This window comes from Staphylococcus sp. AS1337 (assembly GCF_051408735.1).
Taxonomy (GTDB): domain Bacteria; phylum Bacillota; class Bacilli; order Staphylococcales; family Staphylococcaceae; genus Staphylococcus; species Staphylococcus xylosus_B.
In genome coordinates this window covers 416,398-429,639 of the sequence record NZ_JBOIHZ010000002.1, presented here as the reverse complement: position 1 = coordinate 429,639, position 13,242 = coordinate 416,398, and the positions used below count along the sequence as shown (strand labels likewise).

Annotated in this window: 12 protein-coding genes; 11 read left to right on the top strand and 1 reads right to left on the bottom strand. The window is 31.3% G+C overall.

Features of this window, described 5'->3' with window-relative positions:
- Positions 1 to 117: 117 nt before the first annotated feature.
- The 10 genes from ACSUE0_RS04810 to ACSUE0_RS04765 all read left to right on the top strand — a co-directional run bounded on the left by ACSUE0_RS04810 (position 118) and on the right by ACSUE0_RS04765 (position 10,223).
- Positions 118 to 1,524 carry an anthranilate synthase component I gene (locus ACSUE0_RS04810; protein WP_119614958.1) on the top strand — a complete coding sequence of 469 codons (1,407 nt, stop codon included), beginning with the start codon at positions 118 to 120 and terminating at the stop codon, positions 1,522 to 1,524.
- Positions 1,521 to 2,117, top strand: a complete 597-nt coding sequence (locus ACSUE0_RS04805) for an anthranilate synthase component II (RefSeq protein ID WP_436956319.1) — start codon at positions 1,521 to 1,523, stop codon at positions 2,115 to 2,117. Before ACSUE0_RS04810 ends, ACSUE0_RS04805 begins: the two co-directional genes overlap by 4 nt.
- On the top strand, positions 2,086 to 3,102 hold the full coding sequence (trpD, locus tag ACSUE0_RS04800) for an anthranilate phosphoribosyltransferase (RefSeq protein ID WP_436956317.1): 1,017 nt from the start codon (positions 2,086 to 2,088) through the stop codon (positions 3,100 to 3,102). The genes ACSUE0_RS04805 and trpD overlap by 32 nt, the downstream gene beginning before the upstream one ends.
- The gene (trpC, locus tag ACSUE0_RS04795) at positions 3,086 to 3,868 is read left to right on the top strand and encodes an indole-3-glycerol phosphate synthase TrpC (RefSeq protein WP_436956315.1); all 783 of its coding nucleotides are present in this window, start codon (positions 3,086 to 3,088) and stop codon (positions 3,866 to 3,868) included. Before trpD ends, trpC begins: the two co-directional genes overlap by 17 nt.
- A complete protein-coding gene (locus ACSUE0_RS04790) occupies positions 3,865 to 4,494 on the top strand; it encodes a phosphoribosylanthranilate isomerase (protein WP_436956313.1) in 630 nt (209 codons plus the stop codon). Before trpC ends, ACSUE0_RS04790 begins: the two co-directional genes overlap by 4 nt.
- A gap of 2 nt (positions 4,495 to 4,496) precedes the next feature.
- Positions 4,497 to 5,711, top strand: a complete 1,215-nt coding sequence (gene trpB / locus ACSUE0_RS04785; protein WP_119614963.1) for a tryptophan synthase subunit beta — start codon at positions 4,497 to 4,499, stop codon at positions 5,709 to 5,711.
- Entirely contained in the window at positions 5,704 to 6,432 is a 729-nt protein-coding gene (trpA, locus tag ACSUE0_RS04780) for a tryptophan synthase subunit alpha (RefSeq protein WP_436956311.1), read from the top strand. Before trpB ends, trpA begins: the two co-directional genes overlap by 8 nt.
- A gap of 116 nt (positions 6,433 to 6,548) precedes the next feature.
- Positions 6,549 to 7,208, top strand: coding sequence for a type 1 glutamine amidotransferase domain-containing protein (locus tag ACSUE0_RS04775; protein WP_436956309.1), 660 nt, complete (start codon positions 6,549 to 6,551; stop codon positions 7,206 to 7,208).
- 464 nt (positions 7,209 to 7,672) lie between these two features.
- Positions 7,673 to 8,935, top strand: coding sequence for an aminoacyltransferase (locus ACSUE0_RS04770; RefSeq protein ID WP_119615278.1), 1,263 nt, complete (start codon positions 7,673 to 7,675; stop codon positions 8,933 to 8,935).
- A gap of 28 nt (positions 8,936 to 8,963) precedes the next feature.
- Positions 8,964 to 10,223: an aminoacyltransferase gene (locus ACSUE0_RS04765; RefSeq protein ID WP_436956307.1), complete on the top strand. Its 1,260-nt coding sequence runs from the start codon at positions 8,964 to 8,966 to the stop codon at positions 10,221 to 10,223.
- Positions 10,224 to 10,556: 333 nt separating this feature from the next.
- Here ACSUE0_RS04765 and ACSUE0_RS04760 read toward each other — a convergent pair whose 3' ends face one another.
- Complete coding sequence (locus ACSUE0_RS04760) at positions 10,557 to 11,078, bottom strand: HdeD family acid-resistance protein (RefSeq protein WP_119614836.1); 522 nt, start codon at positions 11,076 to 11,078, stop codon at positions 10,557 to 10,559.
- Positions 11,079 to 12,226: 1,148 nt separating this feature from the next.
- Here ACSUE0_RS04760 and ACSUE0_RS04755 point away from each other — a divergent pair.
- Positions 12,227 to 13,234 carry a siderophore ABC transporter substrate-binding protein gene (locus tag ACSUE0_RS04755; protein ID WP_436956305.1) on the top strand — a complete coding sequence of 336 codons (1,008 nt, stop codon included), beginning with the start codon at positions 12,227 to 12,229 and terminating at the stop codon, positions 13,232 to 13,234.
- Positions 13,235 to 13,242 lie beyond the last annotated feature (8 nt).

Here is a 13,242-nt window from a genome sequence, read left to right as displayed (position 1 = left end):
AGAGAGAGTAGATGATTTTTAATAAAATAGATATCTACTAATTTTAGGTGGTACCGCGCGTCAGCGTCCTTAAACATTGTTTAAGGATGCTGATTTTTTTATAAGGAGGAAAGTAATATGAAAGTACAATATCAAAAATTAAATGCTGAAGTTACCCCAGAAGCTCTAGCAAGGTTAAGAAATAATAAAATAATTCTAGAAAGTTCAGATCAATCTCAATTAAAAGGGCGTTATTCCATTGTCATATTCGACACGTATGGGTCTATTACTTTAGATAATGACGTAATGACTGTAGAAACACCGAACGGAATAAACATAGAACGTAACCAACCATATGGCAAGATGAAGGAACTGATTGACCAATACAAAACGGCTATAGATGACGAAATATTGGCGCAATTACCATTTATATCAGGGTTCGTAGGGTCATGTAGTTTTGATCTAGTGAGACATGAATTTCCGGTATTAAAGCAAATTAAATTAGCAGATCATCCACAACACGATACGAAGTTTTATATGGTAGAGGATGTTTATATTTTTGATCATTATAAAGAGCACTTATATGTTATAGCGACGAACTTATTTTCCAATGACAATGACTCACAATTACAGGAACGTGTGCAACGTCGTGTGGCAGAATTGCGAAAAATTAATATTTATCCAACACAAATTGAACATCCTTTAACAGAGAAGGAAATAAAATCTAATATGGCACCAACACAATTTATTGAAACGGTTGAACATATGAAAACACTTATCCAACAAGGAGATATGTTCCAAGTAGTACCATCGATTATTTATAGCTATGAACACTTTTTTGGACAACAGCTACAACAATTGTCGTATCAACTTTATCAAAATCTAAAACGGCAAAATCCAAGTCCATATATGTATTATATGAATATGGACCAACCTATTATTGTTGGAAGTTCGCCTGAGAGTTTTGTAAAGGTACAAGGTGAAACGGTAATCACTAATCCAATTGCTGGAACAATTAAAAGAGGTGCTACCGAAGATGAGGATAAATTAAATGAAACGCAGTTGAAAAATGATGATAAAGAATTAAGTGAACATAGTATGTTAGTTGATTTAGGACGCAATGACATTCATAGAGTAAGTCAAACAGGAACGTCAAAAATCCAAAAACTAATGACAATCGAACGCTATGAACATGTAATGCACATCGTGAGTGAAGTAACTGGCAAATTAAAAAATAATTATTCTCCAATGACTGTAATTGCGAGTTTATTGCCAACAGGCACGGTTTCGGGTGCACCAAAACTCAGAGCGATTCAACGTATCTACGAATCACAACCACATAAGCGTGGCGTTTATAGTGGTGGTATTGGTTATATTAATTGTAATCATGATTTAGATTTTGCATTAGCAATAAGAACGATGATGATTGATGAAACACATGTGAATGTTCAAGCAGGCTGCGGTGTAGTATTTGACTCTATACCTGAAAAAGAGCTTGAAGAAACGAAACTGAAAGCCAAAAGTTTATTGGAGGTATCACCATGATATTAATTGTCGATAACTATGATTCTTTTACTTATAATTTAGTGAATATGATAGCACAACATAAAGAAGTGATTATTAAGTATCCAGATGACCCTAGTATATACAATTTAGATGTTGAAGGTATAGTGATATCACCAGGTCCTGGTCATCCGTTAGATACAGATAATCTAATAAATATTATTAAGCACTATGAAAATAAACCTATATTAGGTGTGTGCTTGGGTGCACAAGCGTTAACTTGTTATCATCAAGGAGACGTAATCCAAAGTGAAAATATTATGCATGGTAAAAAAGATCAAATGCAAATCATAAAAGAGACAAAGTTATACAGTGATATTCCAGAATATTCTGAAATAATGAGATACCATTCACTTATTAGCGATCCACAAATGATGCCTGAATCTTTAGCAATTACAGCAAAAACGAATGATTGTATTCAATCATTCGAACATTTGCAGTTATTACATTTCGGCATTCAATATCATCCTGAATCATTTGCAACTGAATTTGGAGAACAAATTATTAAAAACTTTTTAAATATAGTAGAGGAGGTTGAAAGTCATGGAATTACAAGCATTACTCAATCAATATAAACCATTAAATCAACGACAAATGAATGCGTTTATTGAGTTACTTATTTCTGAAGATGTGAAAGATGAAGTGAAAATAGAATATTTAACTTCGTTTTCCGAAAAAGAAATTACACAGGAAGAATTAACATACATTGCTAAAAGTTTGATTCATTCTATGTATGATCAACAGCCTTACTATCCAAATAGTATGTGTGTTTGCGGTACTGGTGGAGATAAATCTAATAGCTTTAATATTTCAACTACTGTCTCTTTTATAATCGCGAGTGCCAAGGTTCCAGTTATTAAACATGGTAATAAGAGTGTTACATCATCATCAGGAAGTACAGATTTACTCAATGCGATGCAAATTCAAACTACTTCTGTAGAACAGACACCGAGTCAATTAGCCGATACAGGTTTAGCATTTTTGAGTGCGACAGAAACATATCCAATTATGAAGCAAATACAACCTATAAGAAAACATATGAGTAATCCAACGATTTTTAATATAACAGGACCGATGATAAATCCATTTAAATTAGATTATCAAGTTATGGGTGTCTATGAAACTTCAAAACTAGACAAAATTGCTCAAACGTTAGCAGATTTAGGGCGCAAAAAAGCAATTGTAGTGTATGGGGCTAATGGTATGGATGAAGCAACCTTGTCTGGAGACAATATAATATATGAAGTAAACACAAATGAAAAAGTTAAAACTTACACTTTAAATGCTAACGATGTTGGGTTAGATTATGCGCCAAATGAAGATTTAATTGGTGGTTCACCAGCTGAAAATTTAGAAATTACTAAAAATATTTTGAATGGAACAGATCGCAGTGCCAAAAGAGATGTCGTTGTATTGAATGCTGGTATTGCATTATATGTATCTGAGCAAGTGAGTACAATTCAAGAAGGCGTATGTAAAGCACAGAGATTGATTGATGAAGGTGAAGCATTGGCACAATATAACAAAATGGGAGGAAAAACGTATGACTATATTGGATGAAATCGTATTATATAAAAAGGATTTGCTTAAACAGGGCTATTATGAAGAAAAATTAAAAATACTTGATGATGTAGATATTTCACATAAAACTACATTTAAAGCACAAATAGATGAATCGAATCGTTTAGCAGTTATTGCAGAAATTAAATCTAAAAGCCCAACATTAAATGAATTACCTGGTAGAGATTTAGTGCAACAAGTTAAAGATTATGAAGCAAACGGAGCAAACGCAGTCTCAATATTAACTGATGAGCAGTACTTTGGTGGTAGCTATGAACGTTTACAATCCTTAACTACTCAAACTGACTTACCAGTATTATGTAAAGACTTTGTCGTAGATAAAGTACAAATAGATGTAGCTAAAAAAGCAGGTGCTTCAATTATTCTATTGATTGTCAATGTCTTAACTGATCAGCAATTAAAAGAGTTATATCAATATGCAACTTCATTAAATTTAGAAGTACTTGTTGAGGTGCATGATAAAGAAGAGTTATCACGTGCTTATCAGCTAAATCCACAAATTATTGGTGTGAATAATCGAGATCTAAAAAGATTTGTTACAGATGTCTTGCATACTAATGAAATTTTAGAAAATAAAAAAGATGGTTATTATTATATTTCAGAAAGTGGCATTCGTGATGAACAAGATGTAGCGAATGTTGTTGATTCTGGTATAGATGGTTTATTGATTGGTGAATCGTTAATGAAATGTGATGATTTAAGCCAGTTTTTACCAGGATTAAAATTAAATAAGGTGAAGGAATGAAGTTAAAATTTTGTGGTTTTCGTCAGCTAGCTGATGTGAAGAAAGCAAAAGATTTAGACATCGATGCTATGGGTTTTATCCATTTTCCCAAAAGTAAGCGATTTGTTGATATTCAAACCATTAGACAATTTACAGATGTTATCCCTGATGATAAGGAAAAGGTAGTTATCTTGGTGAATCCAGATTATGATGTGATAGACAATTTAATAGAAGAAACTGGTATTACATCAATTCAATTACACGGGGAGGAACCATTAGCCACAATCTCATATATAAGACAAAAAAGTAAGGCTATAAAGATTATTAAAGCTTTGCCAGCTAAAGATAGTGCATCATTACTGACAGCAATTGAATATTATAAACATGTAATAGACCAATTTATTATAGACACACCATCACAAAACTATGGCGGCACAGGAAAAGTCTATGATTGGGAAATACTTGAAGTTGTTAATGATATTGATTATTTGATTGCGGGAGGTATCAATTATGAGAATATTAAAAAGATAGAAAAATTATCACTTCAACACAGTGGTTATGATATTGCTAGTGGTATAGAAACGAATAATGTTAAAGATATATGTAAAATGCAATCAATAATAGAACTAGTAAAAGGAGCTAATTAATTATGGTGAAAAACATCCAAACAGAAGTAGATGAGTTTGGTTTCTTTGGTAATTATGGTGGACAATATGTACCAGAAACATTAATGCCAGCAGTACAAGAACTTAAGCAGGCATACCAAGAGGCAAAAGAAGATCCCAAATTTCAAGAAGAACTCGATGGTTATTTAAAAGATTATGTAGGTCGTGAAACGCCATTGACTTATGCTAAGTCATACTCGGAATCATTAGGTGGTGCCAAAATCTATTTGAAACGTGAAGACTTAAACCATACTGGCGCACACAAAATAAATAACGCGCTTGGACAAGCACTGTTGGCTAAACGTATGGGCAAAAACAAACTGGTTGCTGAAACAGGTGCAGGTCAACATGGCGTGGCTAGTGCAACAGTAGCTGCGTTGTTTGATATGGAACTTGTTGTATTTATGGGTGAAGAAGATATTAAGAGACAATCACTAAATGTTTTTCGAATGGAATTATTAGGTGCAAAAGTAGAACCAGTAACTGAAGGTCAAGGAACATTATCCGATGCAGTGAACAAGGCACTGCAATATTGGGTCAGTCATGTAGAAGATACGCATTATTTATTAGGTTCTGCATTAGGTCCAGATCCATTTCCTACTATTGTAAGAGACTTCCAAAAAATTATAGGTACTGAGATCAAAGCGCAAGTTAAAGAAATTGAAGGTCGCTTACCTGACGCAATTGTTGCTTGTGTTGGTGGAGGATCAAATGCGATTGGAACGTTTTATCCGTTTGTCGAAGAGGATGTAAAGCTATATGGCGTCGAAGCAGCTGGTGAAGGTTTTGATTCTGACAAACATGCATTAGCAATAAATAAAGGTAAAGAAGGCGTGTTACACGGTACCAAGATGTACTTGATTCAAGATGAGCATGGTCAAATTGAATTAGCACACTCTATTTCAGCTGGATTAGATTATCCTGGCGTTGGTCCTGAGCATTCGTATTATCATGATATCGGCAGAGTGAAGTATGCAACTGCGAGTGATAAACAAGCGATGGATGCACTTGTTAGATTCACTAAAGCTGAAGGCATTATTCCTGCTATTGAAAGCGCGCATGCTTTAAGTTATGTAGAAACATTAGCACCGACTATGAACTCAGATGAAATCTTAGTTGTTACAGTATCAGGTCGTGGTGATAAGGATATGGAAACAATTAGAAATTATATGAAACAGGACGGTGACAAACATGCATAAATTATTTATACCTTATGTTATGGGGAATAAGCATTTTATTGAAAATGTGAAAACATTAAGTAATGTAGGTGCCGATATTATTGAAGTGGGGGTGCCTTTTTCAGATCCAGTAGCTGATGGCCCTGTCATTATGGATGCGGGTAATAAAGCAATTCAAGAAGGTGTGAATATACAATTCATTTTGGATCAACTCACAAAACATCGTGATGAAATTCAAAGTGACTATGTATTAATGACGTATTATAATATCATCAATTACTATGGTGAATCAGACTTTTTACAAGCATGTGAACGTGCTGGTGTATACGGATTAATTATCCCTGACTTACCACATGAATTAGTGCAACAATTTAAAGAACGCCATCCACAAAGAAATACAAAAATAATCTCATTAATTGCTATGACGACATCTGAATCTCGAAGTAATCAAATTGCTAAAGATGCAGAGGGTTTTATATACACTGTAACGATGAATGCAACAACTGGTGAAAATGGTAAATTTCATCCAGATTTAAAAGATAGAATTAAAAAAATAAAAGATAAATCTGAGGTACCCGTAGTTGCTGGTTTTGGTATACGAACACCGGAACATGTTAAAGATATTACAGAGTCATCAGATGGTGTAGTTATAGGTAGTGAAATTGTTAAACGATTTGAAAATGATAGTGAAAAAAATATATTGAATTACTTGAAATCTATAAGAAATGCACTTAATCAATAAAATTCCACAATAATTTTATGTATAGATTTGTTAAAATAAGGGTAACAGATTATCAGAGGATTCTTGGTATATATTGTATCGATGATAATCCTTATTTTATAAAGAGGTGATATAAAATGAGTAAAAAAGTTTTATTCATACTAACAAGCAGAGATCAATATGAAGATGGAACACCAACAGGATTATGGTTAGAAGAGGCGAGCGAGCCTTATAATATATTAACAGAGGCTGACATTGCTGTAGATTTAACTTCTATCGAAGGTGGAGCAGTTCCGTTAGATCCAAATTCAACACAAAATAACGAACTTGATAAATATGCAGAATTTGTAGCAAAAATTAAAGATGTACCTAGTATTGCAGAAGTAGATGTAGCTCAGTATGACGCTGTGTACCTACCTGGTGGTCATGGTACGGTATTTGATTTTGCACACAACCAACAATTATCATCAATATTAGCTGATTTTAAAGATGAAGATAAAATTATTTCATCTGTATGTCATGGACCAAGTGCATTTGTTGGTGCCAAAGATAAACAAGGTAATTTCTTAGTTAATGGTGTTACGCTTACTTCATTTACAGATGAAGAAGAACGTACTATGGGCTTAGATAATAAAGTACCATTCTTAACTCAAACAGAATTAGAAAATCAAGGTGCTAAATTCATAACTAAAGAAAACTTTAGCGAACACGTAGAATCAGATAGTCAATTTATCACTGGACAGAATCCACAATCAAGCGTTGCTATCGGTAAAGCGTTACGTGATGCATTAAAATAAACACAATGATAATTTATTAGTTATTTGTGCTAAATAAAAAACTGGGAGACTTATTAAGTTTCCCAGTTTTTATTATATTTTAAGAAGTAGACTAATATACAGTAATATTTGAATTTAAATATAGTTGAAGAAGGGCTAAATAAGCACAGATAAATGTAAACATGACTGTTTATGTTAAAAGCGTAATATAAAGGGAAATATTGTTCTTTAAAATATTGTTATTAAGATACTTTTGGTCAATACATGAATATTAAAACACTTTTTAATAATTAAAATAATGCTGATGAAAGATTAAATATAAATACTTTGTTAGAATAGAAGTAATGATATAATTGTAAGACACAGCACGATTATAAAACATTGTGGACTGGGTAATGATTTTGTTTTATGAATGAATATTGTATAATAATTAAGATTGAAGCTTAACTCGAAAAAGAATTATAGACAATTAGGAGTATACAAAAATGAAATTTACAAATTTAACTGCAAAAGAGTTTGGCGCATTTACAGATAAAATGCCAAATAGCCATTTCACACAAATGGTAGGGAATTATGAATTGAAAATTGCAGAAAGTACGGAGACGCATTTAGTAGGTATAAAAAATAATGAAAATGAAGTCATTGCAGCTTGTTTATTAACTGCGGTGCCAGTAATGAAGTTCTTTAAGTATTTTTACACTAATAGAGGTCCGGTTATAGATTTTGAAAATAAAGAATTAGTACATTACTTTTTCAATGAACTATCTAAATATGTAAAAAAACATAATGCGCTTTATTTAAGAGTTGACCCTTATTTAGCATATCAATACCGTAATCATGATGGTGATGTATTGGAGAATGCAGGACATGATTGGATTTTCGATAAAATGAAACAGCTTGGATATAAACACCAAGGATTTTTAACTGGTTTCGATTCCATTATTCAAATTAGATTCCACTCTGTACTGGATTTAGTAGGCAAAACAGCTAAAGATGTATTAAATGGTATGGATAGTTTACGTAAACGTAATACTAAAAAAGTACAAAAAAATGGTGTGAAAGTAAGGTTCTTAGGGGAAGATGAGTTGCCAATTTTCCGCTCGTTCATGGAAGATACATCTGAAAGTAAAGATTTTGACGATAGAGACGATGATTTTTACTATAATAGATTAAGGTATTACAAGGGCCGCGTTCTAGTACCACTGGCTTATATGGATTTCGATGAATATATTGAAGAATTACAAGCCGAACGTGAGGTATTAAGCAAAGATATCAATAAAGCAGTAAAAGATATCGAGAAAAGACCTGAAAATAAAAAAGCATATAACAAAAAAGATAACCTAGAGAAACAACTTATAGCGAATCAACAAAAAATCGATGAAGCTAAAGTTTTACAAGAGAAACATGGTAATGAACTACCAATCTCAGCAGCATATTTCATCATTAATCCTTATGAAGTTGTGTATTATGCAGGTGGAACGTCGAATGAGTTTAGACATTTTGCTGGTAGTTATGCCATTCAATGGAAGATGATTAACTATGCCATTGATCATAATATTGATAGATATAATTTTTATGGAATTAGTGGTCATTTCACTGAAGATGCAGAAGACGCAGGTGTAGTTAAATTTAAAAAAGGATTTAATGCGGATGTAGTGGAATATGTTGGTGATTTTATTAAACCAATCAATAAACCAATGTACAAAATTTATACGACATTAAAGAAAATTAAAGATAAAAAGAAATAAACATTTAATAGAAGGGAACTAAGCTAGAATGAAATTTACAGAGTTAACTGTCAAAGAATATGACAATTTTGTACAGAATCCAGCACTAGAGAGTCATTACTTTCAAGTGAAAGAAAATATTGCGACAAGAGAAGAAGATGGATTTCAAGTTGTTTTATTAGGCTTAAAAGATGACGACAATCAAGTTATTGCTGCTAGTCTTTTCTCTAAAATCCCTACAATGGGAAGCTATGTTTATTATTCAAATCGTGGACCAGTGATGGATTACAATGATTTGGGATTAGTAGATTTTTATTTACGTGAATTAGATACGTATTTGCAACAACATAATTGCTTATATGTAAAAATGGATCCATATTGGATTTATCAAATTTACGATAAAGATATTAATCCTTTACCGAATCAAGATAAGAATGATGCATTAGTGAATTTATTTAAATCTCACAACTATACGCATCATGGTTTTACAACGGAATATGACACATCAAGCCAAGTGAGATGGATGGGTGTATTGAATCTTGATGGTGAAACACCAGCTTCCTTAAAAAAACAGTTCGATAGTCAACGTAAGCGAAACATAAATAAAGCAATTAATTACGGTGTTAAAGTAAGATTATTACCAAGAGAAGAATTTGGTGTATTCTTGGAACTTTATCGTGAAACGGAAGAACGTGCTGGTTTTGTTTCAAAAACAGATGAATATTTTTATAATTTTATTGATAATTATGGGGATAAAGCGTTAGTACCATTGGCATATATTGATTTAGATGAATATATTAATAATATGCAAGAGGGTATTAATGAAAAAGAAGCGCGTAGAGATCAAATGATGCAAAATGAAAACAAATCAGATAAGCAATTGAAAAAAATTGCTGAGTTAGACAAACAAATTGATCATGATAAAAAGGAATTGCTTCAAGCAAGTGAATTAAGACAAACTGATGGGGCAATATTGAATCTAGCGGCAGGTGTTTACTTCGCAAATGCGTATGAAGTAAATTATTTCTCAGGTGGTTCTTCAGAAAAATATAACCAATACATGGGACCTTATATGATGCATTGGTTTATGTTGAATTATTGTTTTGATCATGGATATGGACGTTATAATTTCTATGGACTATCAGGTGATTTCACTGAAAATAGTGAGGATTACGGAGTTTATCGCTTTAAACGTGGTTTTAATGTACAAATCGAAGAATTAATCGGTGACTTCTACAAACCAATCAAGAAATCGAAATACTGGTTGTTTAATACACTGAATAATTTAAGAAAAAAGGTTAGAAAATAATAAAAAAAGAAAGCATACTGATGATGTTAAGCCCTGGTCAGTATGCTTTCTTTCGTTCTGAAGTTGGTTATATTAGGATGGCATTCCAATATAACAGTGAACTAAAGTGTGGAATAGTCTGAGAAGTTAGTTTCTGGTTGTACTCCACGTAATTTAGTATAGCATAGAGTAAAACAATTTCAACATTCACGCATAAAAATAATTTTATAGTAAAAATATTTTTTATAAAATAAAAAACACATAAAAACACCCTGAACCATTGCGTTCAGGGTGTTTTTAGTTGCAAATGTTTTCTTGCTCTAAATAATAGCTGCTTGAATAAACAAAAAGCGATTAATGTAATGCATCTATAATATAGCTGATACCTATAATAAAGAACACAGCACTAATAAATATTGCAATAATGAAAGCTGCTATGAGCGGATTAAATAATAATATAACCCCGAATAAAATAGCTATAATATTTAAAAGAATTGAGATTATATGGAAAGTTTTGTTTGATTTTTCTACAGGCGTTACATTAAACATATTAAAAGTTGCGTTAATAATAAACCAAATTGCAAACAAATAAACAATAAATGTCGTACTTGTTACTACATTGAACAAGATTAATAAACCAAAGATAATATTAAAAATACCTAATAATATAAGCATTGTCGAACTTTGTTGTGCTGCTCTTTTGATTACTTGTCTTATAAATATTTCTAAAAAACCATTAATTATAAATAAAAGACCTATTAGCCAAGTTATAGCAAATAAGTTTTCTTCTGGAAAACTTATAATAAACACCGCGATAACAAGAAATATTACGCCGATGATTAAACTAGACCATTTAATAGTTGAAGATTGCTGCATAAATGTCACTCCTAAATTTTTAACTAACTAATATATACCCAAAAACGAGAAAAAAACACTATTTTTAAGTAGACTATAATTATGTTATGTAACCCTATATAAGTAATAGCAAAATCAAAACCATTATTTAAGGATTGAAGGTTCTGGTAGGTATAATACCACATATTAAAGTAAACATTTACGTAAAATTGTTTTTTTTATTAATTGTCTGAATTTTGACGCTGAGATTTCGATTTCTGAGCATCAAATATGATGCCTGTGTATCGTTAGTCGATTAATGCAAATAAACAACTATGTATTATTTGATGTTATACGGTGTGTTTTAAACAGATATTGTAAATGAATAATTGCTTTTGTAAATGTGGATCTTTGAGAGAACTTGTAAACTGATGACTTTAAGCAAACTTAGGTATGAATTACGGTATGTAAAATACGTGCAGGTTTATATATGTATCTAGCTAAGATTTTAAAATGATAATTAGTATGTGCATATATAAGCGAGGTTTAATACGTAAAGCAAATAATGTAATTTAAAGCAAATTGTTCATATGTAAGTTGTAAAATTTTTGAAATCCATTTTAGTTTACATAATATATATTATAGGAAGTTATGTGTGTTTTGATATAATTATAGTTCTTGACCCTATTTCATTATATATAGACCTATTTGCTATTTACTGACTGCTAAATATTTAATTCTATTATATCTATTGGTTAAATACTAATACAATTTTGTTACTTAAATAATTAAACCATCTGCATTATCTCAAGCTATGAGTTTGATTTTTTATTAGTATCAATACTAATTGAATGTTTAGCTCATTGCTTTATTTGTTTATTATTTAAACACTCGATACAATTATTTAATATTCCTATAATTGACAGTCGTTATGGTCAAAACGTAGTTCAGATGTGCGTTTGATTTTGTATATATGCACTTGATGTTAAGGTCGAATAACTTCTTGGTTGTTTCTAGCATATTCATTTAGTTTTTCCCATTTACTTTTACTGTAGAATACATTGATAGTGTTTGTGTAATAACACCTTCAAATTCAATTTAACACAATTAATAAGAATTATAAAACCTCTAATTGATAATGGTTTTCATTTAATATATAATTAACTTCTATATTAAAGGAGGAATTACATATGAATAAATTTGTATTCTTTATGTTAACAGCTTTATGTGTCTTATTTTTAGGTGCTTGTAATAATGCTCATAGTGATAAAGAATCAAAACAAACAGTTAAAATCAAAACTTCTTATGAGCTCAAAGATAAGAATAAAGATCATAATAGAGGTGAAATGAAACGTGAGACTGTTGAGGTTCCTGTAAATCCTAAACGAGTTGTAGTAATGGATTATGGAGCGTTAGATGTAATGCAACAATTAAAATTAGAAAACCATATAGTTGCTATTGCTAAGGGACAAGGATCTTCATTTTTGCCAGATAGACTAAAATCATTTAAAAATAGTAAATATAAAAATATCGGCAATCCAGGGCAACCTAATTATGATGAGTTAGCAAAGTCTAAACCAGATGTTATTTTTGCTTCTTTCAGACAAGCTCATACTAAAACTTTGGAAGAAATGAAGAAAGCTGCTCCAAGTGCTAAAATTGTTTTTGTAAGTCCACAAAATGATAATTACATAGCTTCAATTAAACAAAACACCGAAAATATTGGTAGGATTTTTGAAAAGGAAAACGAAGCAAAAAAATTAGTTGCAGAACTAGATGACCAAGTGGCTGAAACTAAACAAAGAATCGGTGGTCAATCAGTCTTGTTTTTAAATATTGATGATAAAGGTTTAAAAACATATGGTCCTACAGGAAGATTCGGAGGCTTCTTAAATAAAGATTTAGGTATTAAACACGCTGATAAACAAATGAAAGCTAATTCAAGTGGCATACTTATTTCTAATGAGTACTTAAATGAAATTAATCCTGATAAATTATTTGTTATTGATAGAACTAAAAAAGCTAATGGACAGAATAAAGTCATACCTCAAGCATTACAAAATGATGTAATTAAAAATTCAAAAGCAATTAAAAATAATGATGTTACACTTTTTGAACCAAACAGTTGGTTTTTCGGTGAAGGTGGTATTGGTTTAACTATCGAACAGCTAGAGCAAATACAAAAAGCTTATAAATAACCCCCTAC